The following is a 26,745-nucleotide window of genomic DNA, read 5'->3' on the forward strand; positions in this document are numbered from 1 at the left end:
GTGCGCCGGTCTGGCGTGGCGCGAATCGCGCACGCTCACTGCAGATTTTGCACCTGCTCGCGCAGCTGGTCTATCGCCGACTTCATCTCCAGGCCGATGGCGGTCAGGCCGCTGGAGGCCGACTTCGAGCACACCGTGTTGGCCTCGCGGTTGAACTCCTGGGCCAGGAAGTCGAGCCGCCGGCCAACTGGACCGCCCTGCGCCAGCATGTCGCGGGCCGCGGCGACATGGGCGGTCAGCCGATCGATCTCCTCGCGCACGTCGGCCTTTGCGGCCAGGATCGCGACCTCGGCATTGAGCCGGGCGGGGTCGAGCCCGGCATCGGACCGGTCGCCGATGAGCCGGTCGACGTGCGCCGAAAGCCGTGTCATCGCGGCCTCGGCCGTACTGGCCGGATCGGCGGCGGCGCGCCCGACGAGCGCGGCGATGGTATCGAGATGACCCGCAACCGTGTCCGCGAGCGCCCTGCCCTCGGCCAGCCGCGCCGCCACGAGCCCGTCGAGCGCCTCGTCGACGCAGGCGAGAAGCGCCGTGTCATCGTCGGGCCCGAGCCGGGCGGTCTGGTCCTCGCTGACGATGACGCCGCGCACGGCCAGGATCCCATCGGTTGTGGGCGGGGCAAGCCCCGTTTCGATGGACAATGCCGTGGCCCGGGACGCGACATGGCGAAAGACATCGGCGTCAATGTCGACGCCGGCCGCATCGGCGGCGCGGTCCAGGCCGACCGCGACCTGTACGCTGCCGCGGGCAAGGCGCGCGCCGACGCGCTTCCTGATGACCGGTTCGAGCCGCTCGAGCCCGACAGGCAGGCGAACCTTGACGTCGAGCGTGCGGCCATTGACCGAACGCATGTCGCAGGCGAACCGGCCGCCGCCGACAGCCGCGCTGGCGCTGGCAAAGCCGGTCATGCTCTGTATGTCGGCCGATGGCACTGGCGTCCCCTGCTTGCGCGCCGCGCTCATGGTCGTCCGCCGGCGATCAGTTCTGCGTTTCCTGCGCCGCTGCTTCGCGCTGCGCGCGGATTTCGCGCCAGCGGCGCACATTGGCGTTGTGTTCGTCCAGTGTCCTGGCGAAGGCGTGCCCGCCTGTGCCGTCGGCAACGAAGTACAGCGCGTCGGTTTCGGCCGGATTGGCGACCGCCTCGAGGGAGGCGCGGCCCGGAATGGCGATGGGCCCGGGCGGCAGGCCGTCGATGACGTAGGTGTTGTAGGGCGTCTGGCTGCGAATGTCGGACTGGTAGATCGGCCGGCCCGACGGCATGCCCTCGCCGCCGAAGAGCCCGTAAATGATGGTCGGATCGGACTGAAGGCGCATGCCGCGGCGCAGCCGGTTCATGAAGACGCCGGCGACAAGCGGGCGCTCGTCGGCGACGCCGGTCTCCTTTTCGACGATGGAGGCCAGGGTGACGAAATCGGCCATGTCGGCGATCGGCAGATCGGGCTGGCGGGTCTGCCAGACCTCGTTGATCAGATCGAGTTGCTGGTCGATCATCGCCGCAACGACCTGTTCGCGCGTGGTGCCGCGCGAGAATTTCTGCGTATCGGCGACCAGCATGCCCTCGGGCGGCATTTCGGGCGGCATGTCACCGACCAGCATCGGATTGTCGGCGATGCGCTGCCATGCCTGGAACACGGTCGTGCCCTCGACGATGGTCAGCGGATGCAGGATCGAATCGCCGGAGACCATGACGTCCATGATGTCGCGCATGGAGGCGCCGGCGGCGATCTCGTACTCGCCCGCCTTGAAGGCGCTCTCGGTGCCATAGGCGCGCGTGGCGTAGCGGAAGATGCGCGCATCGGTGATCATGCCGCGCTCTTCGAGCCCGCTTGCGATCTGCGACAGGTTCGCGCCCTCGGGCACGACGAAGGTCGATGCTTCGGCGAGCGGGCCGGGCTCCTGAAACCGGTCGAGGCCGATATAGACCGCGCCGGCCGCGACAAGCACGCCGATCACGGCCAGCGTGAAGACGAAGTTGAGGAAGACGATGAACGGATTTCTGGCCGCGCGGGCGCGCCGGCGCTGCGCGCGCGTGGCCGGGCCATTGCGGCCGGCCGGATCGTTGTCCGCCGACCGCCCGCCCTGTGCGGCTTCATCGGAGCGGCGGCGCCGGCCGCGGCGCGGCGGTTCGACGCCCCCTTGCGGGCGCAGATCGTGTCCGGAGGTTTCCGGCACCGGCCGAAGCTTGACGTCCGAGGCGAACGGATCGGCGGCCTGCGGCGTCGGGTCGGCCGTCGTCGCATCGAGGGCCGCCGGCGCGCGGGTGCCCGGCCCGGACGCATCGGGCCGCTGGTCGCCGGGCGCGTGCGGTTGCGGCGCCGTCGGTTCCGGTGCGGCGGGCTCGGACCGTTCCGCTACCAGCTTGTCCAGTTGACCAAATCGTGGCTCTTGTCGCACCTTCGCAACTCCAACGGTCACATCGTTGCCGCCGCGGCAACCGGGCCGCGAACGCCACCTTCACGCCGCTTGCCGCGCGGCCAGAGCCTTGCGCGGCAAGATGGCGAAAACAAGCGCCATGTTCGCGCCGGAGCACGCGTTTCAAAAGCTTTTTGCCGCAGGCGTGCGAAAGCCGCGCCGCGAGCCCGGGCGTTTTCGGCTCTTTGGTTAGCCGTGGTAGCGCCGCAGCACAAGGGATGCATTGGTGCCGCCGAAGCCGAACGAATTGGAAAGAGCGACATCGACATCGCGCTGGCGTTTTTCGTGCGGCACAAGGTCGATGGCGGTTTCGACGACGGGATTGTCGAGATTGATCGTCGGCGGGACCACCCGGTCGCGGATCGAAAGGGCGCAGAAGATCGCCTCGACCGCGCCGGCCGCGCCCAGAAGGTGACCGATCGCCGACTTGGTCGAGGACATCGACACCCTGCCTGCGGCATTGCCCAGCACGCGCTCGACGGCGCCCAGTTCGATCGTGTCGGCCATTGTCGAGGTGCCGTGCGCGTTGATGTAGTCGATCTCGGCCGGCGTGATGCCGGCGCGCTCGATCGCCGCACGCATGCAGCGCTCGGCCCCCTCGCCATCCTCGGAGGGCGCGGTGATGTGATAGGCATCGCCCGAAAGCCCGTAACCGATGACCTCGGCATAGATCCGGGCGCCGCGCGCCTTTGCGTGCTCTAGCTCCTCGAGCACGACAATGCCGGCGCCCTCGCCCATCACGAAACCGTCGCGGTCGCGGTCGTAGGGACGCGAGGCCATTTCCGGCCGGTCGTTGTAGCTCGTCGACAGCGCCTTGCAGGCGGCAAAGCCGGCCAGCGAAATGCGGCAGACCGGCGACTCGGTGCCACCGGCGACCATCACGTCGGCATCGCCGAAGCCGATCAGCCGCGCCGCATCGCCGATGGCATGGGCACCGGTCGAACAGGCCGTGACCACCGAGTGATTGGGGCCGCGCAGCTTGTGCTGGATCGAGACATGGCCGCTGACAAGGTTGATCAGCCGGCCGGGGATGAAAAAGGGCGAAACCCGCCGCGGCCCGCGATCGCGCAGCGTGTAGCCGGTCTCGACGATCCCCTCGATGCCGCCGATGCCCGAGCCGATCAGCACGCCGGTGGCGACCTGGTCGGCATCGGTCTGCGGATGCCAGCGCGCATCATCGAGCGCCTGGGTGGCCGCGGCGACGCCATAGACGATGAACGGGTCGACCTTGCGCTGCTCCTTGGGCTCCATCCAGTCGTCGGCATTGTAGGTGCCGTCCGTGCCGTCGCCGAAGGGCAGACGGCAGGCGATCTGGGCGGGCAGGTCGTCGACCGCGAACTCGGTGACGCGCCGGGCCGCGCTGTGCCCCTTGAGCAGGCGCGACCAGCTTGTCTCGGCATCGGCACCGAGCGGGGAGACCATGCCGATACCGGTTATGACGACGCGACGCATGTGCATGGGACGGACCAGGCCCGCCGCCGCCAGGGGCCGGCGGGCACCTTGCGGGATCAGGCGTTGGACTTTTCGATGAACTTGATCGCGTCGCCCACGGTCAGGATGGTCTCGGCCGCATCGTCGGGGATCTCGACGCCGAATTCCTCCTCGAACGCCATGACGAGCTCGACCGTATCGAGGCTGTCGGCGCCCAGATCGTCGATGAAGCTGGCGCTTTCGGTCACCTTGTCGGCGTCCACGCCAAGATGTTCGACGACGATCTTTTTCACCCGCTCTGCAACATCACTCATCTCGGAATTCCTCAATCGTTGGAAAAAAGTCCGCCCGTGACTATCCGCACGCGCTTGGGTAATCAAGTTGAAAGACCTCCGCCAATCCAGTTTTGTGGACGGCTCGGGCACGCCGGAAACCGGTCAGATCATCGCCATGCCGCCATTGACGTGCAGCGTCTGGCCGGTGACGTAACCGGCATGATCGCTGGCCAGATAGGCGACCGCGGAAGCCACTTCCGGCGCGGTTCCCATGCGCTTCATGGGAATGGCGCCCATGATCGCCTCGGTCTGCTTGTCGTTGAGCTTTTCGGTCATGGCGGTCTCGATGAAGCCCGGCGCAACGCAGTTCACCGTCACCGCGCGGCCGGCGATCTCCTGGGCGAGCGACTTGGTCAGGCCGATCAGGCCGGCCTTGGAGGCGCAATAGTTCGCCTGGCCGGGATTGCCGGTGACCGCCACCACCGAGGTGATGTTGACGATGCGGCCATGGCGACGGCGCATCATAGGATGGGCGAGCGCCCGGGTCAGCCGGAAGGCGGCGGTCAGATTGACCTCGAGCACGGCGTCCCAGTCGGTATCGGACATGCGCACGAACAGCCCGTCGCGGGTGATGCCGGCATTGTTGACGAGGATGTCGACGCCCTCCAGCGTCGCCTCGGCATCCTTTGCCAGCGCGTCGACCGCCGCGCGGTCGGACAGGTCGGCGGCCAGTACATGCGCTCGCCCGCCCAGATTGGCGGCGAGCGCCTCGAGCCTTTCGGTGCGCGTGCCATGCAGGCCGACCGTGGCGCCCAATTCGTGCAGGAGCCGGGCGGCGGCTTCGCCGATGCCGCCCGAGGCGCCGGTCACCAGAGCCTTGCGGCCGGTCAGATCGATCATCGATGTCCCCGTCGTGCTGATTGGCGTCGGCCGCAACCGGGCTCAGACGCGATCCTTAAGGAAGGCTTCTATATCGGCGGGCGTCGACAAGGCAATGCCGGCCAGGCTGCGGTCGATGCGGCGGGCAAGCCCGGTCAGCACCTTGCCGGCACCGGCCTCGACGAGTTCGGTGACGCCGTTGGCGGCAAGCCACTGCACGGTCTCGCGCCAGCGCACCTGGCCGGTGACCTGGTCGACCAGGCTCTTTACGATGGCCTGCGGTTCGGCGACCGGAACGACCGAGACATTGGCGATCACCGGCACGACGGGCCTTGAGATGCGCACCGCGCCCAGCGCCTCGGCCATGGCCTCGGCGGCCGGCGCCATCAGCGCGCAGTGGAAGGGGGCGGACACCGGCAGCAGGAGCGCGCGCCGGGCGCCGGCCTGGCCGGCCCGTTCGGCGGCAGCCTCCACGGCGGCCCTGTCACCGGAGACGACGAGCTGGCCGCCGCCATTGTCATTGGCGATCTGGCACACGCCGTTCGCCGCCGACTGGCGGCAGATGTCGGCGACCGCATCGGCCTCCAGCCCGATGATCGCGGCCATGGCGCCGCGCCCCACCGGCACCGCGGCCTGCATTGCGTTGCCCCGGATCCGCAGCAGTCGCGCCGTGTCGGCCAGGGTGAAGGTGTCGGCGGCGGCATGGGCCGAATATTCGCCCAGCGAATGGCCGGCGACGAAGGCCGCCTTGTCCCAGACACGATAGCCCTGCGCCTCGAGCACGCGCACCACGGCCATCGACACGGCCATCAGGGCGGGCTGCGCGTTGGCGGTCAGGGTGAGTTCGTCTTCGGGCCCTTCGAACATGATGCGCGAGAGATTCTGGCCGAGCGCGGCATCGACCGCCTCGAACACCTCGCGCGCCTGCGGAAAGGCTTCGGCCAGGTCCTTTCCCATGCCGACGGCCTGCGACCCCTGGCCGGGGAATGTAAAGGCAACGCTCATCGCTCGGTTCCATCGTGAAGGAGCGCATCTCGATGCTGGATCGTCACGGCGCTGTCAAGAACCGAACCGGACCCGTCGGCCACAAACACGGCCCGCCGCCTGCTCTTGAAAATGGCCCGGCAAAGCTCTTCATAGCGATGTCCGGCCCCTGTACAGCGGGCCGCCTCGCAAGGCCACTTTCGCCATGTCAAAGACCAGCCAGCCACCAGGTCGGGAACCGGCCGCTGCCGCCGGATCCGCATTGGCCGACAATGCAGCCACCGTCGGAACGCTCTCCGCGGCGGCCCTTTTCACCGCCATCGCCGCAATGGTGCTCGTCGACCTGCAGATCATCGCGGTCGCCGGTGCCGCCATCTGGGCGATTGCCAGCCATGTGCATTCGGGACTGACGGGCCTGGTCGTTGCGGCCGCCATCATCGGGCCGGTGGCCCTGTGGCTTTGCTGGCAGGTGGGCGTCATGGCGATCGCGGCCGAACGCGCCGACGCCGACTGAAGCAAGCGACATGCGTGATCTCGTGCTTGTGCTGGCGGGCCTTTTCGGCCTTTTCGTCGGCGGTGAACTGCTCGTGCGCGGGGCGGTGGCCGTCGCGCTCCGGCTTGGGCTGACCGCGTTCGTGGTCGGTGTGGTGGTGGTCGGCTTCGGCACCTCGATGCCGGAACTGCTGGTTTCGGTGCGCGCCGCAATCGGCGGCACGCCGGGCATTGCGCTGGGCAATGTCATCGGTTCGAACATCGCCAACATCCTGCTGATCGCCGGTATCGGCCTTACCATCGCACCGATGGCGGCGATGGCCCGATCGGCCCGCATCGATGTCGTGGCGATGCTTGCCGTCGGACTGGCCGCATCGGCATTGCTGTTCCTGGACACGATCGGCCGGCTGGCCGGCCTGGGCCTGCTGGCGCTGCTTGTCGCCTATCTCGTCCATACGCTGCGCGCGGGCGGCCAGGACCGGGCGAGCCCCGAGGGCACGATCATGCAGCGCGCGAACGAGCGTCCGCTTGTCATCGTCGGGCTGCTGCTTGCCGGGCTGGTCCTGCTGTTTGCGGGCGCGGAGATGCTGATACGCGGCGCCACGGCGATCGCGCGGCGCCTTGGCATCTCCGAAGCGGTGATCGGGCTGACCGTCGTTGCGGTCGGCACCAGCCTGCCCGAGCTCGCCACGACGCTGGTCGCGGCCATCCGGCGCCAGGGCGCGGTCGCCATCGGCAACGTGGTCGGCTCGAACATCTTCAACGTCCTGGGCATATTGGGCATTGCGGCGCTGGTCGCGCCGATCCCCGCCGCCGGCGTTCTGACGCCTGGCGACGCGGCCGTCCTGGCGGCGGCGACGATCGTCTTCGCGCTGCTGCTCCTTGCCGGACGCACGATCGGGCGACCCTGGGGCATTGCCTTCCTTTGCGGCTATGGCGGATACACGGCCTGGCTGTTCATCGGGTGAGCGGGCGCCTCTTGCACGCGGGGCGAAAAACTGTATATGGACGTCAGCCGGTCAGCCGGGGGCTGAACGGAGGGTGGTCCAATGGCCATTTTGCGGTGCACACGCGCCGCGCCTCCTGATGATCCCGCTCTCGATCCGTCGAGTTTTTCTGCCTTTCGGACCGTGAACGCGGTTCTCCGGGCGCAGAGGCTTCGTCGCTGTCCGGCGCGAACGAAACGAAAGGCAAGAACCGATATGCCGCTTTACGAGCATGTATTCCTGGCACGCCAGGACGTGTCGTCCAGCCAGGTCGAAGAGCTGGTCGACCAGTTCAAGGGCGTGATCGCCGAACATGGCGGCTCCGTCGCCAAGGTGGAGAACTGGGGGCTGAAGTCGCTGCAGTTCCGCATCCGCAAGAACCGCAAGGCCCACTTCACGCTGATGAATGTCGACGCCCCGCCGGCGGCCGTGCATGAACTGGAGCGCCGGCAGCGCATCCACGAAGACATTTTGCGCTACATGACCGTTCGCGTCGACGAACACGAGGAAGGGCCCTCGGCGATGATGCGGCGCGACGAGCGCCGCGACCGGGGCCCGCGCCGCGACGGCGGCGGACGCCGTGACAGAGGAGGCCAGAGCTGATGGTCGATATCAACCAGTTGCCCACCCGCCGGCCGTTCCATCGCCGGCGCAAGACCTGCCCGTTCTCGGGCGCCAACGCGCCCAAGATCGACTACAAGGACGTCAAGCTGCTGCAGCGCTACGTGTCCGAGCGCGGCAAGATCGTGCCCTCGCGCATCACCGCGGTGTCGATGAAGAAGCAGCGTGAACTGGCAAAGGCCATCAAGCGCGCGCGCTTCCTGGGCCTTCTGCCCTATGTGGTGAAGTAACCGGACTTGGCCGCGCATGCCGCCATCGCGGCGCCCGTTGCCGGGAACGCGCGGACCTAGCCCGATCGCCGAGGTGCGGGGACGAGCCCCGCAATGGCGAACCCAAGCCAAGCCGGGGCGGACCCGGTCGACACAAAACCGAGTTGGGACGCGCCGAGGATCCGGCCGTCCCTAACTGCCCGAGGCAGGACAGCGACCATGAATGCGAATTCGATCGGCATAGGCCTTCTGGCGGGCGCGGCGACGACGCTGTTGTGTCTGGGCGTTGTCGCCGGCTCCGGCCTGTCGGTCGTGCTGTACTTTCTTTCCGCCGTTCCGCTGATGGTGGCGACGCTGGGCTGGGGCACGCTGGCCGGCATTGCCGGCGCGGTCGGCGCGGCGGTGCTGATCACCGCATTCGCCAATATCCAGACCGCGATCTTCATCGTCATGACGACCATCCTGCCGGCGACCGCCGCCGGCTACTGGATGAACCTTGCCCGACCGGCCGAGGAGATCGGCGGACCGCCCGGACAGCTCGTCTGGTATCCGCTGTCGGACGTGATCGTGCGCCTTGCGCTGATCACGGCGGGCGCCTTCATCGTGACGGGCGTGCTGGTCGGCTACGGCCCGGCGCTGATCGACGACCTGGTCGGCGAGATGATCGTCCGGCTGCAGGAAGCCAATCCCGACTTCGCCTTCTCGCCGGAGGGGCGCGAAAGCTTCCTGGCCTTCATGACCGGCGCGATCCCGTTCATGCAGCCGGCCTTGTGGCTGATGGTGCTCACCGGATCGCTCTACCTTGCCCTTGCGATCACCCGCGCCTCGGGCCGTCTGGGCCGGCCGCGCGACGACTGGCCGATGGCGCTGCGCATGCCCCGCCTTGGCGCGCTGATCATGGGCATCTGCATCGTCATCACCTTCGTGCCCGGCGCCGTCGGGCTTGCCGCCACGGCGCTGGTGGGCGCGCTGGTCAGCGGCTTCACCATGGCCGGCTTCGCCCTGTTCCATGCCCGTTCGCGCGGTCAGGGATGGCGCCCGCTGGCCCTGATCGTGGTCTATGGCGCGGTGCTGCTGACACTGATCGCGGCCATCCCCTTCTTCTTTGCCGGCCTGTTCGCGACGGCCCGGCACATGCCGGTCTCGCCCGGCGGCGGCAATTCCGGTCCGCCCCCGCCGCAGCCGCCGGCCTCCACCTGATTTCCGGTTTCAAGCGAAAGGAATACCAGCCATGAAAGTCATTTTGCTCGAACGCATCGCCAAGCTCGGCGCCATCGGCGACGAGGTCACCGTCAAGGACGGCTTTGCCCGCAACTACCTGCTGCCGACGGGCCGCGCGCTCCGGGCCAACGAGGCCAACCGCGCCCGCTTTGCCGCCGAACGCGCGCAGATCGAGGCGCGCAATGCCGAACGCAAGGCAGCCGCCTCGGACATCGCCCGGAGCCTGGACGGGCAGGACTTCATCGTCGTGCGCTCGGCCGGCGAGACCGGCCAGCTTTACGGCTCGGTGTCCACGCGCGACATCGCCGAGTTCCTGGGCGAGGCCGGCTTTGCCGTCACCCGCAATCAGGTCGATCTGAAGAACCCGATCAAGACCGTCGGCCTGCACGAGGTCGATATCGTGCTGCACCCGGAAGTCGAGACGAAGATCACGCTCAACGTCGCCCGTTCGGCCGATGAGGCCGAGCGGCAGGCGGCGGGCGAGGACCTGACATCGGCCGAGGCGATCTACGGCACCGACGAGGATGCGTTCGAATCGCTGGTCGGCCTCGACGAAGAGGGGGCATTGGCCACCGAAGAGGTGTTCGAGGGCGAAGAGCCGGCGAGCGAAGGCGAAACCGAGCAGGCTTCGGCCTGAGCGGCCGCCCGCGCCCGGCGATCGCCGAAAACGCGACCTTGACGGCCCGGCGCGCATGCGCCGGGCTTTTTGCTATCATGGCAGCGATTCGCCCCGCCCGTCGGGTCAAGCCGTCGCATGAGGCGACCGTCCGGAACCGGGCGCGCCGGTTCGAGGCGATGTGAGTTGCTGTGAATCGCGGGTGCAGCGCCCGAGCCGGGTTTGGCGTGCACGCGGGCGGCGATATACATCGCGCTTCGACCGGAGACCGATGACCATGGCCGATGCGGCAATCCAGCTTACGACCGGCAAGCCAGCCGGTTCCGACACCGCGCTCTATCGCGAGGCGCCGGGCAATATCGAGGCCGAGCAGGCCCTTCTGGGCGCGATCCTGGTCAACAACGACGCGTTTTACCGCGTCTCGGATTTCCTCAAGCCCGAGCATTTCCTCGAGCCGCTGCACCGGCAGATCTATGCGGTCGCCGGCGACCAGATCCGGCTGGGCAAGACCTCCAATCCGGTGACGATCAAGACCTTCCTGCCGGCCGACGAGAAGATCGGCGAGATGACGGTCGCGCAATATCTCGCCCGCCTCGCCGCCGAGGCGGTGACCATCATCAATGCGCAGGACTACGGCCGGGCGATCTATGATCTCGCCATTCGCCGGGCGCTGATCGGCATCGGCGAGGACATGGTCAACATCGCCTATGACGCGCCGGTGGAGATGGCCCCGGCCGACCAGATCGAGGATGCCGAGCGCCGGCTGTTCGAACTGGCCGAGACCGGCCGCTACGATGGCGGGTTCGAGCCGTTCAACGAGGCGGTGCGCGGCGCCATCGACATGGCCAATGCCGCCTTCCAGCGCGACGGCCACCTTTCGGGCATCGCGACCGGGCTTGCCTCGCTCGACGAGCGCATGGGCGGGCTGCAGCCATCGGATCTGATCATCGTCGCGGGCCGGCCCGGCTCGGGCAAGTCCTCGCTTGCCATCAATGTCGCCTTCAATATCGCCAATGCCTTCAGGGGCGAGCAGCAGGCGGACGGCTCGGTCAAGGCGGTCGAGGGCGGCGTGGTCGGCGTCTATTCGCTGGAGATGAGCTCGGAACAGCTTGCAACGCGCATCATCTCCGACCAGACCGAAATCCCCTCCTCGAAGATCCGGCGCGGCGAAATCAACGAGGCCGATTTCGAAAAGCTCGTCGCCTGCGCGAACATGATGCAACGCATTCCGCTCTACATCGACCAGACCGGCGCGATCTCGATCGCCCAGCTCGCCGCGCGCGCAAGGCGGCTCAAGCGCCAGCGCGGGCTCGACCTGATGGTCATCGACTATGTGCAGCTGATGACCGGCTCCTCGCGCCGGGCCAGCGAGAACCGCGTGCTGGAGATGACCGAGATCACCACCGGCCTGAAAGCGCTGGCAAAGGAGCTCGAAGTGCCGATCATCGCGCTCGCCCAGCTTTCGCGGCAGGTGGAGAACCGCGAGGACAAGCGCCCGCAACTGGCGGACCTGCGCGAATCGGGTTCCATCGAGCAGGACGCCGATGTGGTGCTGTTCATCTATCGCGAGGAATACTACCTGAAGAACCAGGAACCGCGCCGGTCGGCCGAGGAGATCGCCGCCGACATCAAGAGCGAGGAATACATCGCCTGGGAGGAAAAGATGCGCAAGGCCGAGGGGCTGGCCGACGTCATCATCGCCAAGCAGCGGCACGGGCCGACCGGCACGGTGCAGCTCGGCTTCCAGGGCGAGTTCACGCGCTTCTTCGACCTCGCCAGCGAGGATCGCCTGCCCGAACGGTTCGAGTGACCGGCGCGCGCGCCCTGCACCCTATCGCGGCCGGCGCGATCGGGCTATGACAGGGTCGATGACGGGGGTGCGGCGGCAAGACGATGGCGCGAAGGCAGCCGGCACGCTGGCCGGCGGCCGGTTGAGCATCGACCGGGCGGCCCTCGCCGCGAACTGGCGGCGCATCGCGGCCCATGTGGCGCCGGCCGAGTGCGCGGGCGTGGTCAAGGCCAATGCCTATGGCCTTGGCGCGCGGGCCATCGTGCCGGCCCTGGCCGAGGCAGGCTGCGCCACCTTCTTCGTCGCCCTGCCCTGCGAAGGCCGGACGGTGCGGGCGGCGGCGCCGAAGGCGCGCATCTTCATGCTTTCGGGCATCGCGCCGGAGTGGCTGGACGCGGCCATCGAATCAGAGCTCGTCCCGGTACTGGGCAGCGTCGAGCAGGCCGCGCTCTGGGCCGAGCGCGGCGGCGGCCGTCCTTGCGGACTGCAGGTCGACACCGGCATGAACCGGCTCGGCCTGCGCGTGGATGAAGCGCTGGCGCTGGCCTCCCATGCGGGCCTGCGCGCGAAGCTGACAATCGTGCATGTGATGAGCCACTTCGCCTGCGCCGAACAGCCCGATCACCCGATGAACCGCGCGCAAATGGAGTCATTTCAACCGGTTCTGGCGGCTTTTTCGGGCATCGAATCAAGCTTTTCGAACTCGGCGGCGACGCTTTTCGGCGGTGCGTTCGGCTGCTCCATGGTGCGGCCCGGCATCGCGCTCTACGGCGGCGGCGACATGCCCGAGGCGATTGCGCCGATGCGCAATGTGGTCACGCTGGAAGGCCGGATCATGCAGATCCGCACCGCGCGCGCGGGCGAGACCGTCTCCTATGGCGCAACGCAAACGCTCGGCCGCGACACGACGATCGCCGTTGTCGCGGTGGGCTATGCCGACGGCTATCCGCGCGCCGGATCGGGCACCGGCGTGCCGCTGCGCATGGCGGTGCCGGGCGGGCTGTGCGGCGTGATCGCCGGCCTGCGCGCGCCGGTGCTCGGCCGGGTGACGATGGATCTGACCGCGTTCGACGTCACCGAGGTGCCGCACGCGGCGCTCGAGGGCGGCTGGATCGAACTGATCGGGCCGCACATGCCGCTCGACGACGTCGCCCGCGCCTGCGGCACGATCGGCTATGAATTGCTGACCAGCCTTGGACCGCGCTACGCGCGTGACTATCTGCCGGCAAGCGAGGAGTAGCGTGCCCAAGCCCAGAACCCGATTTGTCTGCGCCAATTGCGGCACGGTGCACGCGCGCTGGGCCGGCAAGTGCGACGGCTGCGGCGAATGGAACACGATCGTCGAGGACGATCCAACCGCCGGCATTGGCGGCGGGCCCACGCGCGCCCGGCGCAAGGGCCGGCCGGTGGCGCTGGTGCCGCTTTCGGGCGAAAGCGAGGATGCGCCGCGCATCGTCAGCCGCGTAACGGAACTGGACCGGGTGACCGGCGGGGGTATCGTGCGCGGCTCCGCGCTGCTGCTGGGCGGCGATCCGGGGATCGGCAAGTCGACCCTTCTGATGCAGGCGGCGGCGGCGCTGGCGCGGGCCGGCCATGGGGTCGTCTACGTCTCCGGCGAGGAAGCGGTCGCGCAGGTGCGGCTGCGCGCCGGCCGGCTGGGCGCGGTCGACACCGATTTGCAGCTCGCCGCAGAGACCAATGTCGAGGATATCCTGGCCACGCTCGAGGCGAGCGCCAGGCGGCCCGACCTGGTCGTACTCGATTCGGTGCAGACGCTTTGGACCGACAGCGTCGAGAGCGCGCCGGGCACGGTCACCCAGGTGCGCGCCTCGGCGCAGGCGATGATCCGCTACGCCAAGTCGACCGGGGCGGCGATCATCCTGGTCGGCCATGTCACCAAGGAGGGCCAGATCGCCGGCCCGCGCGTGGTCGAGCACATGGTCGATGGCGTGCTGCAATTCGAGGGCGACGGCGCCCATCACTACCGCATCCTGCGGGCGCTGAAGAACCGGTTCGGGCCGACCGACGAGATCGGCGTGTTCGAGATGACCGCTTCGGGCCTGCGCCAGGTGACCAACCCGTCCGAACTGTTCCTGGGCGAACGGTCCGAGAACGCGCCGGGTTCGGCGGTGTTTGCGGCCATGGAGGGCACGCGGCCCGTGCTGGTCGAAATCCAGGCGCTGTGTGCGCCGACCGCGCTGGGCACGCCGCGCCGCGCCGTGGTCGGCTGGGATTCGGCGCGCCTTGCGATGGTGATCGCCGTGCTTGAAGCCCATTGCGGGGTGCGGCTCGGCCAGCACGATGTCTATCTCAACGTCGCCGGCGGCTACCGGATCTCCGAACCGGCGGCCGATCTGGCGGTGGCCGCGGCGCTGGTCTCCTCGCTCGCCGGCAAGGCCCTGCCCGCGCGCAGCGTCTATTTCGGCGAGATCAGCCTGTCGAGTGCCGTGCGCCCGGTCGCCCATGCGGGCGCGCGCCTGCGCGAGGCCGACAAGCTGGGCTTTGACCGCGCCGTCCTGCCCGCCGGCAGCAGCGATGTCGAGGGTGCCGGGCTCAGGCTCGACGAAACCGACGCGCTGATGGACCTGGTTGCACGCATCGCTGGTGGAAAATTGCCGGCGCCGGCAAGTGGCGAGGATCAACAGGCTTGAGTAGCGCGGCGCAAAACGGCATTACAAGCCGCGGACCGCGCATGCGCCCAGGGCGCCCAGGGGAAACGACATCATGCCAATTACCCTTCTCGACGGCCTATTCCTGGGCCTGACCCTCGTCTCGGCCGTGCTCGCCATGGTGCGGGGGTTTTCGCGCGAGGTGCTGTCGATCGCCTCGTGGGTGGCGGCCGCCGCGGCCGCCTATTTCTTCTATCAGCCGCTGACGCCCTTTGTCCTGAACTATGTCGACAACGAACTGATCGCCCAGCTTATCGCGGCGGGCATCGTGTTCATGGTCGCGCTGATCGTCGCCACGGTGCTGACCATGCGCATAGCCGACATGATCATCGACAGCCGCATCGGACCGCTCGACCGGTCGCTGGGCTTCGTGTTCGGCGCCGTCCGCGGCATACTGGTGGCGGCCGTGGCGATCTGGTTCCTCAACTTCTTCATCGGCGACCGCGAAATCGCCTGGATCGACGGCGCCAAGTCCAAGCCCTTCCTCGACCAGGTGGCAAACGGACTTGAGAACCTGCTGCCCCAGGACATCGGCGAGATCATCCCCCAGCAGGAGGAAACCACCGACACATGACGTCCGCGCCCGCACCTGCCGCGCCGGCCGACGACCGCGACGATCATTTCCATGACGAATGCGGCGTGTTCGGCATATTCGGTCGCACCGATGCCGCCTCGTTCACGACGCTGGGCCTGCACGCGCTGCAACACCGCGGCCAGGAGGCGGCGGGCATCGTCTCCTTCGACGGCGCGCAGTTCCATATCGAACGCCATGTCGGGCTGATCGGCGACACCTTCACCGATCCGGACGTGATCGCCCGGCTGCCCGGCGACCGTTCGATCGGCCATACCCGCTATGCGACGACCGGCGGGGCGGGCCTGCGCAACGTGCAGCCGCTCTTCGCCGAACTGGAAGGCGGCGGGCTGGCGGTCGCCCATAACGGCAACATCACCAATGCGCTGACGGTCCAGCGCAACCTGCAGCGCAAGGGCGCGATCTTCTCTTCGACCTCGGACACCGAGACGCTGCTGCATCTGGTCGCGACCAGCGAGAAGAGCGATCTGCTGTCGCGCTTCTGCGACGCGGTCGGCCAGCTCGAGGGCGCGTTCTCGCTGGTCGCCGTGTCCTCCAAGAAGATGATCGGCTGCCGCGACGTGCTCGGCATCCGGCCGCTCGTGCTCGGCGACCTGGACGGCTCGTGGATCCTCGCCTCGGAGACCTGCGCGCTCGACATCATGGGCGCGCGCTTCGTGCGCGACGTCAAGCCCGGCGAGGTGATCGTCGTCACCGAAGACGGGATCGAGAGCCACTTTCCCTGGGAGGTGCCGGCCGAGCGCTTCTGCATCTTCGAATATGTCTATTTCGCCCGGCCCGACAGCCGCGTCGAAGGCCGCAACGTCTACGCGGTGCGCAAGCGCATCGGCGCCGAACTGGCCGCCGAGGCGCCGGTCGATGCCGATATCGTCGTGCCCGTGCCCGACAGCGGCGTGCCGGCGGCGGTCGGCTTTGCGCAGGGAGCCGGGCTGCCCTTCGAGCTGGGCATCATCCGCAACCATTATGTCGGCCGCACCTTCATCCAGCCGACCGACGCGATCCGGCACATGGGCGTCAAGCTCAAGCACAACGCCAATCCCGAGGTGCTGGCGGACCGGCGCGTCGTCCTTGTCGACGATTCGATCGTGCGCGGGACGACCAGCCAGAAGATCGTGCAGATGGTGCGCGATGCCGGCGCGCGCGAGGTGCATATGCGCATCGCCTCGCCGCCGACCATGTCGCCGTGCTATTACGGCGTCGACACGCCAGAGCGGTCCAAGCTTCTGGCATCGCGCATGAGTGTGGAAGAAATGGCCGATTTCATCCGCGTGGACTCGCTGCAATTCTTGTCGATCGACGGGCTCTATCGCGCCGTCGGCGAAGCCGGCCGGAACGGCGCGGCGCCGCAGTTCTGCGATGCCTGCTTCACCGGCAGCTATCCGACGCGGCTGCTCGACCGCGACGGTCCGGACAATGTGCGCAGGCTGTCCGTGCTGGCGAGCTCGAAATAGGCCCAGGCGATGCCCGCTGCTCCCGATCTGAACGGCAAGCTCGCCCTCGTCACCGGCGCTTCGCGCGGCATCGGCCGCGAGGTCGCGCTGCAAATGGCGGTGGCCGGCGCCCATGTCATCGCCGTCGCCCGCACGGTGGGCGGGCTCGAAGAGCTCGACGACAAGATCGCCGCCGCCGGCGGCCAGGCGACGCTGGTGCCGCTCGACCTGAAGGACTTTGCGGCCATCGACCGGCTCGGCGGCGTGATCGCCGAGCGCTGGGGCAAGCTCGACGCGCTGGTCGCCAATGCCGGCATGCTGGGCACGATCACCCCGGTCACCCAGCTCAAGGCCAAGACCTTCGAGGAGGTGATGGCGGTCAATGTGACGGCGAACTGGCGGCTGATCCGGTCGGTCGACCCGCTGCTGCGCCAGGCCGAGGCGGGGCGCGCGATCATCGTCAGTTCCGGTGTCGCGCACAATCCGAAGGCGTATTTCGGCGCCTATGCGGCCTCGAAGGCGGCGCTCGACATGATCGCCCGCGTGTGGGCGGCGGAGAACCGCAAATCGGCGCTGCGCGTCAACCTGGTCAATCCGGGGCCGACCCGTACGCATATGCGCGCCCAGGCCATGCCCGGCGAAGATCCCGGAACACTGCCGACGCCCGCCGATGTCGCGGCCAAGATCGTGCCGCTCGCGGGCGCGGACATCACCCGGACGGGCGGCATCTTCGACATCCCGCAAGATCGATGGCTGGACGTGGCGGAGCCGCAATAGGCGCCCGGCGGGCGCGATCTGCCCTCGTCGTCGTTGCGGCGTGTGCGTCTTCCGGGCGCGGTCGTCGCCGGGCAAACGCAGCAAAGACGGCCTCGTCATGCGCGGGGTGCGCATGTCGGCGATGAAACGGGGCAGGCCGACCGATTGACCCGGGGCGGCAGTTGGCTAACCTGCGCCACCAAGACAGCGCCGACCGGCCGGCCTGGGAGGATTGGACATGCTGACGGCATTCCTGGCGATCGTCGCAATCATCGCTTTCGGCGTTGCGGTCGTGGCGGGGCTGCACATGCGCACGCTCGGCGTCACGTTCTGGCAGGGGCTGACGCTGGCCGCCTACTCCATCGTGTTCCGCCTCGATGCGCACCGGCTCGCGGCGGCGCGCGCGGCCGAAGGGCCGGTCATCTTCGCGATCACCGAGCAGTCCCGGCTCGATCCGGCGATCTTCCTGGCGGGACTGCCCGAGGACACCTTGCATGTGCTCGACCCGGCCTCGGCGACGCATTGGCCGGTCGAATCGGCGCGCCCCCTGGCGCGCAGCGTGGTCTTCGACAAGGAGAAGATGATCGCCAACCGCCGGCTGGTGAAGCATCTGAAGGCCGGCGGCCGGCTGGCCGTCTACTTTCCGGCCCGTGTGGAGCCGGACGAACAGGCGTTCCGGCTCTACCGCGCGGTGACGCTGCTGGCGCGCATGACCAATGCGCGGATCGTGCCGATGATCGTGCGCAATGCGCGGTTCCTGCCCTCCTCCTTCACGTCGGCGGAAAAGGCGCCCCGGCACCGCTTTCCGGCCCTGCGGATCCATGCGCTCAAGGCCTTGACGGTCGCCGAACTGGTGCACCGGCGCGGCAGCGACATCGTCACCCCGGCCAACGCGCTCTTCGATCGCATGGCCGAGGTGCGCTTTGCCTCGGCGGATCACTCGCAAGGCGTCCATTCGGCGCTCGTGAGCGCGGCGCGCATCTACGGTCCCGGTCAGGACATGCTCGAGGACACGATCACCGGAACGCTGACCTACAAGCGGGCGCTGATCGGCGCGCGCGTGCTGGGCAAACGCTTTGGCGCCATGTCGCAGCCGGGCGAAGCGATCGGCGTGATGCTGCCCAACGCCAATGCGGCGGTGGTGAGCTTCTTTGCACTGGCCGCGGCCGGCCGCGTGGCGGCCATGCTCAATTACACCGCCGGCCACGCAAACGTCGTCTCGGCGGTCAACACGGCGAAGATCCGCACGGTGATCACCTCGCGGGCCTTCATCGAAAAGGCCGAACTGGGCGCGATCGTCGATGCGCTGACAGAAAACGGCACCACGCTGGTCTGGCTCGAAGACCTGCGCGAGACCGTGACCACCGCCGAGAAGCTGACCGCGGCGGCCCTGTGGCGCTGGCCGATCGCCCGCCAGGCGTCCGAGGCGCCAGCCTGCATCCTGTTCACCTCGGGCACGGAGGGCCGGCCCAAGGGCGTGGTGCTCTCGCACCGCAATCTGATCGCCAATGCGGCGCAGTCCGAAGCGCGCGTGTCGATCTCGGTCAAGGACAGCCTGTTCAACGTGCTGCCGCTGTTCCACTCCTTCGGGCTGACCGGCGGCATGGTGCTGCCGGTGCTCTACGGCGTGAAGCTGTTCCTGTATCCTTCACCGCTGCACTACAAGCTGATCCCGCAGGTGGCCGCCAAGGTGCGCCCGACGATCATGTTCGGCACGGACACCTTCCTGGCCGGCTATGCGCGCACGGCCAAGGACACCGACTTCCTGTCGCTGCGCTTCGTCGTCGCCGGCGCCGAGGCGGTCAGGGCGGAAACCGCAGATACCTATCGCAGGAAATTCGGCTGCCGCATCCTCGAGGGATACGGCATGACCGAAGCCGCGCCCGTGGTCGCGGTCAATTCGGCCACCCATGGCCGGCTGGGCACGGTGGGCCGGCCGCTGCCGGGCGTCGAGATCCGGCTGGAGCCGGTGGAGGGCATCGCCGACGGCGCACGCATGTGGCTGCGCGGGCCCAACATCATGATGGGCTATCTGAAGGCCGACCGGCCCGGCCAGTTGCAGCCGATCGAAGGCGGCTGGTACGACACCGGCGACATCGTGTCGATCGACCATGAGGGCTTCATCACCATACGCGGCCGGGCCAAGCGCTTTGCCAAGATCGGTGGCGAGATGGTCTCGCTGGGCGCGGTCGAGATGCTGATCCAGTCGCTGTGGCCCGAGGACCGCCACGCGGCACTGTCCATCGAGGACCGGCGCAAGGGCGAACGCATCGTGCTCGCCACCACACGGCCGGATCCGGACAAGCGCGCCATTGCCGAACACACCAAGAAGGCCGGCGCCAGCAAGCTCATGGTGCCCTCCGACATCGTGAAGGTGGAAGACATTCCGGTGCTCGGCTCGGGCAAGACCGACTACGTGACGACGCAGGAGCGCGTCATGGCTCTGATCAAGCGTCTTCGCGATGCGGTTCCGGGCCGGTCTCGTCCGACGGAGCATGACGCGCCGCCTGACGACGCCAAAGACGAACGGACACCGGAAGAAGCGCCAGATAAGCCAAGGAAGAAAGCGAAAGCGTCGTCCAGGTGAAATTGGCAAGCAGTGCCGCGTACAGGACGACGCACAGGATGAGCGGCATGACGGCGGTGCGCGGAATGCGCCCGCCAATCGTCTTGCCCGACCACACCGGCAGGTTGGACACCATCAGAAAGCCGATCACGACGGTGTAGACCGAAACCACCGAGGCGGTCACCCAGTCCGGCGAAAAGCCCAGAAAGCCCAGATAGACCGGCAACAGCACCAGGAAGGCCCCGCCGGGGGCGGGAATGCCGACGAAAAAGCCCTGCTGCCATCTTGGCCGGTTGACGTCGCCGGCCATGATATTGAACCGCGCCAGGCGAAGCGTGCAGGCGATGACGTAGATGAGCGCGGCGATCCAGCCGAATTGCGCCGCCTCGTCGAGCACGAAGATATACAGCACCAGCGCCGGCACGACGCCGAAATTGACCGCATCGGCCAGCGAATCCATCTCGGCGCCGAACTTGGACGTGCCCTTGATCAGCCGCGCCATGCGTCCGTCGAGCCCGTCGAGCGCGGCGGCAAGCAGGATCAGCCCGATGGCGACGTCGAAACGCTCCTCGAAGGCCATGCGGACCGCCGACAATCCCGAGCAGATGGCCAGCACGGTGATGATGTTGGGCACGACGAAGCGCAACTGGATCTCGCGCAGCCGGCGCTTGCGGGCCGCCTCGTCCTCGTTGCCCTCGGGCGGTCGCGGGCCGTCGGGCTCGAATGGGGGAAAGGCATCGTCCATGGACATGTCAGCAGACCCGGCTGACAGGCGCCAGCGGCGGCCGGCCGAAGGCGGCGAGCACGGTTTCGCCGGCCACGGCGAGCTGGCCCTCGAAGACCTGCGGCACGGCACCGTCGGGCAGATAGACATCGAGCCGCGAGCCGAAGCGGATCAGCCCGATGCGGTCGCCGGCGCCGATCTCCTCGCCCTGGGCGGAAAAGCACACGATGCGACGGGCGACGAGCCCGGCGACCTGCACGGTCGCGACCGGCCCGCGCGGGCTGTCGATCAGCATGGAGTTGCGCTCGTTCTCGGCGCTGGCCTTGTCGAGATCGGCGTTGAGGAACTTGCCGGGCCTGTGGACGATGGTGGTGATGCGGCCGCGTACCGGGGCGCGGTTCACATGCACGGAAAACACGTTCATGAACACCGAGATGCGGATGCGCTCGGCCTCGCCGAGACCCAGTTCGGGGGGCGGAACGGCGGGCCCGACGGCCGAGACGATGCCGTCGGCCGCGCTGAGCACCAGATCGTCGTCGATCGGCGAGACGCGTTGCGGATCGCGGAAGAAGTAGGCGCACCAGCCGGTCAGCGCCAGGCCGAGCCAGAACAGCGGGTCCCACAGCCAGCCGGCGATGATGCTCACGAGGAAGAAGCCGGCAATGAACGGCCAACCCTCGCGGCGCACGGGCACGAAGGTCTTGGCGATCGTCTCGAGCAGATTGTTCATCGGAGCGTGTCTTGCAGCGGCATTGCGGGGCACATATGCCGCGACCGCCGGCAGCGCAAGGGAGCATGGCCGACAGGCGGACCGACGCGCCGCGGCGGCCGGCAGGCGAGGATGGTCAGGCCGGCCCCTGTGGCGGGCGGCGCAGGATGATCCCCATCTCGTCGGCCTCGCGCGCCAGGCGCAGCCGCGTTTCCGCCTCGATCGCCTCGGACTGGCGCTTCCACATCTGGGCGTAAAGGCCGCCTTCGATCGCCAGCAGTTCGGTATGCTTGCCGCGCTCGGCGATCTCGCCCTCGCGCAAGACGATGATCTCGTCGGCGCCGATGACCGTCGACAGCCGGTGCGCGATGACCAGCGTGGTCCGGCCCTTGGAAACCGCGTCGAGGGAGGACTGGATCTCCTGCTCGGTCGCGGTGTCGAGCGCCGAGGTCGCCTCGTCGAGGATCAGGATGGGCGGCGCCTTCAAAATGGTGCGGGCGATGGCGACGCGCTGCTTCTCGCCACCGGACAGCTTCAGCCCGCGCTCGCCGACCATGGTGTCGAAGCCATGCGGCAGACTGTCGATGAAATCGCCGATCTGGGCCATTTCGGCCGCGCGGGCGACCTCCTCGTCGCTCGCATCGGGGCGACCGTAACGGATGTTGTAGGCGATGGTGTCGTTGAACAGCACCGTGTCCTGCGGCACCATGCCGATGGCCGCGCGCAGCGAGGCCTGGGTGACCTCGCGCACATCCTGGCCGTCGATGGTGATGGCGCCCTTCTGGACGTCGTAGAAGCGGAACAGGAGCCGGGACATGGTCGACTTGCCGGCCCCCGAAGGTCCGACGATCGCCACCGACCTGCCGGCAGGCACCGCAAAGGAGATGCCCTTGAGGATCGGCCGCTCCGGGTCGTAGGCGAAATGAACATCGTCGAACCGGACGGTGCCGTCGGTGACCTCGAGCGCTCTGGCGTCGGGCTTGTCGACGACCTCGGCCCTGACGTCGAGCAGGTCGAACATCTGCTCGATATCGGTCAGACCCTGGCGGATCTCGCGATAGATGAAGCCGATGAAGTTGAGCGGCACGGCCAGTTGCATCAGCATGGTGTTGATGAAGACGAAATCGCCGATGGTCTGTTCGCCGGCCTGCACGGCGCGCGCCGACATGGCCATCATGATCAGAAGGCCGATGCCGAAGATCACGCCCTGGCCGAAGTTGAGCCAGCCCAGAGATGTCCAGACGCGGGTCGCCGAAAACTCGTAGCGCTCCATGGAGGCATCGAAGCGCCGCGCCTCCATCGCCTCGTTGCCGAAATACTTCACCGTCTCGAAGTTCAGCAGCGAGTCGATCGCCTTGGTGTTCGCGTCGGTATCGCTCTCGTTCATGTCGCGGCGGATCTGGATGCGCCAGTCGCTGGCGCGGATGGTGAACCAGGCATAGGCCAGGACCGTGACGGCGGTGACGACCACATATTCGATGCCATAGGCGAAGCCGAAGATGATCGCGATCAGGCCGAACTCGATGACGGTCGGCGCGGTGTTCAGGATGGTGAAGCGGACGATCGCCTCGATGCCCTTGGTGCCGCGCTCGATGATGCGCGAAAGCCCGCCCGTGCGGCGCTCGAGGTGAAAGCGCAGCGACAGATTGTGCATGTGCACGAAGGTCTTGTAGGCGAGCTGGCGCACCGCGTGCTGGCCGACGCGCGCAAACAGCGCATCGCGAAGCTGGTTGAAGCCGACATTGACGATGCGAAAGACGTTATAGGCGACGACGAGCATGACCGGCGCCAGAAGAAAGGCCGGTATCCAGCCGGCCGGGTCCAGTTCGCCATTGAGCGCATCGGTCGCCCATTTGAAGCCATAGGGCACCAGCATGAGCACCAGCTTGGCCAGCACCAGATAGAAGGCCGCCCAGACAACGCGCATCTTCAGGTCCGGCCGGTCGGCGGGCCACATATAGGGCCACAGATTGGCGATCGTGCGCAATGTGGCGCCGCGTTCGGCGGAGACGGTCTTGTCAGACATGCGTGATGTCCCGATCGTTTTGCGAGCCCGGCGGGCCCTGGGAAGACGATGCCGGCGAACGGCAGGCTCGCGAAAACCGCTCCATCTCGACGGCCAGCACATCGAGCGCGGTCTGGTTCACCCGGTAGCGCGAGCGCGGGTGCCGCCGCTCGAAGGTGACGAGGCCAGCCTCGCACAGCACCTTCAGGTGCTGGGAGACCGTTGACTGGGCGATCGGCATGGCCGCGACCAAATCCTTGCAGCAGCACTGGCCGCGACAGCCCAGCCAGCGCAGGATCGACAGCCGCGTGGGGTGGGCCAGCGCGGCAAGCTGACGGGCCAGGACCGCATCGCGATCATCGTTGGGACAGGGACCGGAGGTCATCGTTCATCGGCGATAGACGATGGACGGCCGCTTTGCAACCGCGCCGGTCAGTATTGGCGGCGCAACTGGCGATGGGTCGCTTCGGCGTCCGCGTCCGCCTCGGCGGGCACGTCGAACACCTGGCCCGGCCAGATCCGGCCCGGATCGCCGATCTGATCCTGATTGGCAAGGTAGATGGTGGTGTATTTGACCCCGCGCCCGTAAACCCGCCGGGAAATCTCCCACAAGGTGTCGCCGCGCCGGATGATCACCGAGCCATCGACCGGCGTCAGCGCATCCGCTCGGCCCTCGTCCGGCCCGATGACCGGCGGCCCCTGCAGAATGCCCAGCGCCTGCGGCGCGATGATCGGCGCGGTCGGCCCGTCGGGCCGTGCCGCGGCCCTTTCGGAAGAGGCGGCCGACGGGTCTGTGCCATACGCCCGGACTTGCGGTGCGGTCGCGCCAGGATCGGCAGGCGGATCCGCGCTCGACGGTCCCTGCGACGGCGCGCCCTCCTCCGCAAGGCTCGGATCGCCGCGCGGTCGCCGGTCTTCGGGCAATGCCGCAAGCGTTTCCTCCGGTTCTGCCGCCGGCGGCGCTTCGCCGTCACGCGTCACGGCCGGTGGCGCGGCGGCATCCGATCGGTCCGGGTCGGATCCGGCGCCTTGCGGCGCACCCATTTGGGCTTCGCGCGAACCGTCCTGGCGCGCCGCTGTCGGCCCAGGCGCAGGGTCCTCGGCCTGCGAAGCAATCGCCGCATCGGGCGCGGCCGGTGCGGTCTGCCCGGCGCCGGGCTGTGCGGGCGTTGCGACATCGGCCGTCGGGGCCGCGGGCTCGCCGGCGGCGCGTGCATCGTCGTCGGCGGCGCTGTCGTCGAGGGCGGCAATATCGATCGTGCCGCCGAGCGTGGGCGGCTCGTTGGCGGGTGCGTCCGCCGCGTGACCGGCAAGCGCTTCCTCGAAGGAAATCGTCGGCGGTCCGGCAGGAAGCCGGACCGAGGGGTCGACGGCGATCGCCGCAAGGCGCTCGCCGGGCCGGCGCACAAAGGGCACCGAGGCGCGCCTGAGCACCCGGGCAGTGGCCGGGTCGATCGCATCGGCGCGGATGATATAGTCGCCGACGGGCAGATCGCGGCGCACCTGCACCAGAAAACGGCCGCCTTCGCTGGCGACGGTATCACCGAGCAGAATGTCGTTGGCGTAAACCCGCAGGCGCGTGTCGGGCGCGGCGGCACCGGCGACGAACACCTGAACGCCGTCGATCTCCACCGCCTCGATACGCAGGATCTGACCGCCCCCTTCGTCGCGGCGCGGCGCGGGAGGGGTTTCGGCCGCCGGCCGGTCGTCGCGCGCGGCGGTCTGGGCCGGCGCGGACGTCTGCGCGGGCGTTGCGGTGTGCGGGGGCGGAGCGGCGGCCGTGCCGGAGGGCGGCGAACCCTCCGCGGCGGTCGGGGCATCCGGATCGGCAGGCGGATCGACAGGCGGATCGGCAAGCGTACCGGAAAGGGCGGCCGGTTCGTCACCGGTTCCGGCGGCAGCCGACGGTGCCCGCGATTCGGCCGCCGGCGTGGCAGTCGACGGATCGGCGACCCTGCCGGCGGGTTCGATCATGACGATCGTGTCGGAAAGCCGACGATCCTCGGGCGCCGTTTCGGGGGCCCGCGCCGGCTCGCGGGCCGGCTGCGCATCGGCTTCGGTTCGCGCGATCCGTGGCGGCGAGGTCGCTTGGCGATCGGCATCGGCCGGCGTCGAGGGCTCTTGGACCGAAGGGTCTTGCTCCGCGCGAGCCTGCGCCGGTTCGGCCCGAGGCGGGGCGGGCTCGGCGCCCTCGGCCGTCGCCTCTACCCGGCCTGCGGCGCTGCCGGCCGCGTCCTCGCGCGCGGTCCGTGCCGGTGTGCCGCCCTGGCCTTGCGGTTCGGCGGCAGCCTCCTGACGTGCCTGGGGTGCGGCCGTGATGCTATCGGCCGCCGGCTCGGCGGTTCGCCGGGCCATCGCGTCGGCGCCCGCCTCCGGCGCCACGGTACTTTCGGGTTCGGCCGGTTCGGCCGCATCGGCAAGATCGGCCGTCTCGACGTCCGCGGCGGTCGCATCGTTTGTCTGCGCCGTGGCGACCGCATCCGCGCCGGCATCGCCCGATGGCGCGGGGGCGTCCGCGATTGTCGTTTGCGTGGCCTGGTCGCCCGCCGCGGCGGTCGCGGCCGGTCCGTCGCCCGCGACCCGATCGGCGCCCGGTGCCTGGCCGCCCTGCGAAGGTCGCGGCGCGGCGGCAAGCTGCGGGGCGTCCTCGTCCGCCCCGACCACCGGCACGAGCACCGGCGTGTCCGGGCCGGGCGTCGTGATCAGGCGCGAGGGTGTGCCAGGCTCCTCGACCAGGGCCAGCACATTGTCCGATCCGTCCTCGGGGATGGCGACAAGGGCCGTCTGGCGCGAGGTGACGACGACGCCGTCCGGTGCCGTGGCGCGCAGCACGATCTGATAGTCGCCGGGGGCGAGCGGTTCGTCGAGCACGGCGGCGAAGTCGCCCGTCGGGCCAGCCTGGGCGCGCGCGATGGTCCTGGCCCCGGCGATGATCTCCATGTCGGCCGCGGCCGGTCCCGTGCCGGCGATGACCAGCGAACCGTCGGGTTCGGCGCGCAAGAGATCGAAGCGCGGAATGGCCGAGGTCGCCATGTCGTCGGGCGGGGCCAGTTGCCCGGCAAGATCGTGCACCTGGCTGGCCGCGCTCGGGGTCGCGGCAACATCGGCGGGGGTGTCGCCGGTTTCTGCCGACGCATCCTCGCCAGCCGCGACGGCGGGCGCGTCCGGCATGGCTTGCTCGGCGACATCGCCTTGGGGGGCGGCCACATCGCCGGCAGCGGGCAACGACGCGGGCCGCAGCGGGGAAAGATCGATCAGCTTGTGTGTCGAGACGACCGTTATTCCTGCCACAAGGGCGATGAACACCAGCGGACCGGCATTCGGCTTGCTCATATCGCACTCCAAAAGGGGCCCACCGGCAGCCGGCGAACCCATCGGC

At 68.6% G+C, this 26,745-nt stretch carries 23 protein-coding genes and 1 pseudogene; 13 read left to right on the forward strand and 11 right to left on the reverse strand.

Annotated features, from left to right (window positions below; translation table 11 throughout):
- Positions 1–35: 35 nt before the first annotated feature.
- From RBB34_RS08005 to fabD, 6 genes are all read right to left on the reverse strand, one after another.
- Positions 36–962, reverse strand: a complete 927-nt coding sequence (locus RBB34_RS08005; protein ID WP_306118676.1) for a YicC/YloC family endoribonuclease — start codon at positions 960–962, stop codon at positions 36–38.
- A gap of 16 nt (positions 963–978) precedes the next feature.
- Positions 979–2,394 (reverse strand): endolytic transglycosylase MltG, encoded by a 1,416-nt coding sequence (mltG, locus tag RBB34_RS08010; RefSeq protein ID WP_306118677.1) that lies wholly within the window; start codon positions 2,392–2,394, stop codon positions 979–981.
- A 207-nt stretch (positions 2,395–2,601) separates the two neighbouring features.
- Positions 2,602–3,864, reverse strand: a complete 1,263-nt coding sequence (gene fabF, locus RBB34_RS08015; RefSeq protein ID WP_306118719.1) for a beta-ketoacyl-ACP synthase II — start codon at positions 3,862–3,864, stop codon at positions 2,602–2,604.
- A 56-nt stretch (positions 3,865–3,920) separates the two neighbouring features.
- Positions 3,921–4,157 carry an acyl carrier protein gene (locus RBB34_RS08020; protein ID WP_306118678.1) on the reverse strand — a complete coding sequence of 79 codons (237 nt, stop codon included), beginning with the start codon at positions 4,155–4,157 and terminating at the stop codon, positions 3,921–3,923.
- Positions 4,158–4,280: 123 nt separating this feature from the next.
- Entirely contained in the window at positions 4,281–5,018 is a 738-nt protein-coding gene (gene fabG / locus RBB34_RS08025; RefSeq protein WP_306118679.1) for a 3-oxoacyl-[acyl-carrier-protein] reductase, read from the reverse strand.
- A 42-nt stretch (positions 5,019–5,060) separates the two neighbouring features.
- The gene (gene fabD / locus RBB34_RS08030) at positions 5,061–6,002 is read right to left on the reverse strand and encodes an ACP S-malonyltransferase (RefSeq protein ID WP_306118680.1); all 942 of its coding nucleotides are present in this window, start codon (positions 6,000–6,002) and stop codon (positions 5,061–5,063) included.
- Between the two features lie 241 nt (positions 6,003–6,243).
- On the opposite strand from fabD, the gene RBB34_RS08035 reads away from it, so the two are divergent.
- The 13 genes and pseudogenes from RBB34_RS08035 to RBB34_RS08095 form a co-directional block, all read left to right on the forward strand.
- Positions 6,244–6,495 carry a hypothetical protein gene (locus RBB34_RS08035; protein WP_306118681.1) on the forward strand — a complete coding sequence of 84 codons (252 nt, stop codon included), beginning with the start codon at positions 6,244–6,246 and terminating at the stop codon, positions 6,493–6,495.
- Positions 6,496–6,505: 10 nt separating this feature from the next.
- Complete coding sequence (locus tag RBB34_RS08040) at positions 6,506–7,441, forward strand: calcium/sodium antiporter (RefSeq protein ID WP_306118682.1); 936 nt, start codon at positions 6,506–6,508, stop codon at positions 7,439–7,441.
- A 234-nt stretch (positions 7,442–7,675) separates the two neighbouring features.
- On the forward strand, positions 7,676–8,062 hold the full coding sequence (gene rpsF / locus RBB34_RS08045; RefSeq protein WP_306118683.1) for a 30S ribosomal protein S6: 387 nt from the start codon (positions 7,676–7,678) through the stop codon (positions 8,060–8,062).
- Positions 8,062–8,310, forward strand: coding sequence for a 30S ribosomal protein S18 (gene rpsR, locus RBB34_RS08050; RefSeq protein WP_306118684.1), 249 nt, complete (start codon positions 8,062–8,064; stop codon positions 8,308–8,310). Before rpsF ends, rpsR begins: the two co-directional genes overlap by 1 nt.
- Positions 8,311–8,508: 198 nt before the next feature.
- Positions 8,509–9,489, forward strand: coding sequence for a DUF2232 domain-containing protein (locus RBB34_RS08055; RefSeq protein WP_306118685.1), 981 nt, complete (start codon positions 8,509–8,511; stop codon positions 9,487–9,489).
- A 31-nt stretch (positions 9,490–9,520) separates the two neighbouring features.
- Positions 9,521–10,147, forward strand: a complete 627-nt coding sequence (gene rplI / locus RBB34_RS08060) for a 50S ribosomal protein L9 (RefSeq protein WP_306118686.1) — start codon at positions 9,521–9,523, stop codon at positions 10,145–10,147.
- A 256-nt stretch (positions 10,148–10,403) separates the two neighbouring features.
- Positions 10,404–11,936 carry a replicative DNA helicase gene (locus RBB34_RS08065; protein ID WP_306118687.1) on the forward strand — a complete coding sequence of 511 codons (1,533 nt, stop codon included), beginning with the start codon at positions 10,404–10,406 and terminating at the stop codon, positions 11,934–11,936.
- Positions 11,937–11,994: 58 nt separating this feature from the next.
- Positions 11,995–13,155, forward strand: a complete 1,161-nt coding sequence (gene alr / locus RBB34_RS08070; RefSeq protein ID WP_306118688.1) for an alanine racemase — start codon at positions 11,995–11,997, stop codon at positions 13,153–13,155.
- 1 nt (position 13,156) lies between these two features.
- On the forward strand, positions 13,157–14,566 hold the full coding sequence (gene radA / locus RBB34_RS08075) for a DNA repair protein RadA (protein WP_306118689.1): 1,410 nt from the start codon (positions 13,157–13,159) through the stop codon (positions 14,564–14,566).
- Between the two features lie 73 nt (positions 14,567–14,639).
- The gene (locus RBB34_RS08080; protein ID WP_346432532.1) at positions 14,640–15,158 is read left to right on the forward strand and encodes a CvpA family protein; all 519 of its coding nucleotides are present in this window, start codon (positions 14,640–14,642) and stop codon (positions 15,156–15,158) included.
- The gene (purF, locus tag RBB34_RS08085; RefSeq protein WP_306118690.1) at positions 15,155–16,627 is read left to right on the forward strand and encodes an amidophosphoribosyltransferase; all 1,473 of its coding nucleotides are present in this window, start codon (positions 15,155–15,157) and stop codon (positions 16,625–16,627) included. The genes RBB34_RS08080 and purF overlap by 4 nt, the downstream gene beginning before the upstream one ends.
- Before the next feature lie 9 nt (positions 16,628–16,636).
- The gene (locus RBB34_RS08090; RefSeq protein WP_306118691.1) at positions 16,637–17,383 is read left to right on the forward strand and encodes an SDR family NAD(P)-dependent oxidoreductase; all 747 of its coding nucleotides are present in this window, start codon (positions 16,637–16,639) and stop codon (positions 17,381–17,383) included.
- A gap of 979 nt (positions 17,384–18,362) precedes the next feature.
- Positions 18,363–19,385: pseudogene (locus RBB34_RS08095) on the forward strand (AMP-binding protein); the annotation flags it as partial.
- A gap of 424 nt (positions 19,386–19,809) precedes the next feature.
- On the opposite strand, the gene pssA reads toward RBB34_RS08095, so the two are convergent.
- From pssA to RBB34_RS08120, 5 genes are all read right to left on the reverse strand, one after another.
- Positions 19,810–20,673, reverse strand: coding sequence for a CDP-diacylglycerol--serine O-phosphatidyltransferase (gene pssA / locus RBB34_RS08100; protein ID WP_306118720.1), 864 nt, complete (start codon positions 20,671–20,673; stop codon positions 19,810–19,812).
- Positions 20,674–20,680: 7 nt separating this feature from the next.
- Entirely contained in the window at positions 20,681–21,382 is a 702-nt protein-coding gene (locus RBB34_RS08105; RefSeq protein WP_306118692.1) for a phosphatidylserine decarboxylase, read from the reverse strand.
- Between the two features lie 115 nt (positions 21,383–21,497).
- On the reverse strand, positions 21,498–23,387 hold the full coding sequence (locus RBB34_RS08110; RefSeq protein WP_306118693.1) for an ABC transporter ATP-binding protein/permease: 1,890 nt from the start codon (positions 23,385–23,387) through the stop codon (positions 21,498–21,500).
- Positions 23,380–23,751, reverse strand: coding sequence for a metalloregulator ArsR/SmtB family transcription factor (locus RBB34_RS08115; RefSeq protein ID WP_306118694.1), 372 nt, complete (start codon positions 23,749–23,751; stop codon positions 23,380–23,382). Before RBB34_RS08115 ends, RBB34_RS08110 begins: the two co-directional genes overlap by 8 nt.
- Before the next feature lie 47 nt (positions 23,752–23,798).
- Positions 23,799–26,699, reverse strand: coding sequence for a LysM peptidoglycan-binding domain-containing protein (locus RBB34_RS08120; RefSeq protein ID WP_306118695.1), 2,901 nt, complete (start codon positions 26,697–26,699; stop codon positions 23,799–23,801).
- Positions 26,700–26,745: the final 46 nt, after the last annotated feature.

Source organism: Roseitalea sp. MMSF_3546, assembly GCF_030732865.1.
Classification (GTDB): Bacteria; Pseudomonadota; Alphaproteobacteria; order Rhizobiales; family Rhizobiaceae; genus Roseitalea.

Excerpts from the sequence above, each read along its gene's own strand:
- RBB34_RS08005 (WP_306118676.1), bottom strand. The coding sequence starts at position 962 with ATGAGCGCGGCGCGCAAGCAGGGGACGCCAGTGCCATCGGCCGACATA.
- fabF (WP_306118719.1), bottom strand. The coding sequence starts at position 3,864 with ATGCGTCGCGTCGTCATAACCGGTATCGGCATGGTCTCCCCGCTCGGT.
- RBB34_RS08020 (WP_306118678.1), bottom strand. The coding sequence starts at position 4,157 with ATGAGTGATGTTGCAGAGCGGGTGAAAAAGATCGTCGTCGAACATCTT.
- fabG (WP_306118679.1), bottom strand. The coding sequence starts at position 5,018 with ATGATCGATCTGACCGGCCGCAAGGCTCTGGTGACCGGCGCCTCGGGC.
- fabD (WP_306118680.1), bottom strand. The coding sequence starts at position 6,002 with ATGAGCGTTGCCTTTACATTCCCCGGCCAGGGGTCGCAGGCCGTCGGC.
- RBB34_RS08040 (WP_306118682.1), top strand. The coding sequence starts at position 6,506 with ATGCGTGATCTCGTGCTTGTGCTGGCGGGCCTTTTCGGCCTTTTCGTC.
- rpsF (WP_306118683.1), top strand. The coding sequence starts at position 7,676 with ATGCCGCTTTACGAGCATGTATTCCTGGCACGCCAGGACGTGTCGTCC.
- rpsR (WP_306118684.1), top strand. The coding sequence starts at position 8,062 with ATGGTCGATATCAACCAGTTGCCCACCCGCCGGCCGTTCCATCGCCGG.
- RBB34_RS08055 (WP_306118685.1), top strand. The coding sequence starts at position 8,509 with ATGAATGCGAATTCGATCGGCATAGGCCTTCTGGCGGGCGCGGCGACG.
- rplI (WP_306118686.1), top strand. The coding sequence starts at position 9,521 with ATGAAAGTCATTTTGCTCGAACGCATCGCCAAGCTCGGCGCCATCGGC.
- RBB34_RS08065 (WP_306118687.1), top strand. The coding sequence starts at position 10,404 with ATGGCCGATGCGGCAATCCAGCTTACGACCGGCAAGCCAGCCGGTTCC.
- alr (WP_306118688.1), top strand. The coding sequence starts at position 11,995 with ATGACGGGGGTGCGGCGGCAAGACGATGGCGCGAAGGCAGCCGGCACG.
- RBB34_RS08080 (WP_346432532.1), top strand. The coding sequence starts at position 14,640 with ATGCCAATTACCCTTCTCGACGGCCTATTCCTGGGCCTGACCCTCGTC.
- purF (WP_306118690.1), top strand. The coding sequence starts at position 15,155 with ATGACGTCCGCGCCCGCACCTGCCGCGCCGGCCGACGACCGCGACGAT.
- RBB34_RS08090 (WP_306118691.1), top strand. The coding sequence starts at position 16,637 with ATGCCCGCTGCTCCCGATCTGAACGGCAAGCTCGCCCTCGTCACCGGC.
- pssA (WP_306118720.1), bottom strand. The coding sequence starts at position 20,673 with ATGGACGATGCCTTTCCCCCATTCGAGCCCGACGGCCCGCGACCGCCC.
- RBB34_RS08105 (WP_306118692.1), bottom strand. The coding sequence starts at position 21,382 with ATGAACAATCTGCTCGAGACGATCGCCAAGACCTTCGTGCCCGTGCGC.
- RBB34_RS08110 (WP_306118693.1), bottom strand. The coding sequence starts at position 23,387 with ATGTCTGACAAGACCGTCTCCGCCGAACGCGGCGCCACATTGCGCACG.
- RBB34_RS08115 (WP_306118694.1), bottom strand. The coding sequence starts at position 23,751 with ATGACCTCCGGTCCCTGTCCCAACGATGATCGCGATGCGGTCCTGGCC.
- RBB34_RS08120 (WP_306118695.1), bottom strand. The coding sequence starts at position 26,699 with ATGAGCAAGCCGAATGCCGGTCCGCTGGTGTTCATCGCCCTTGTGGCA.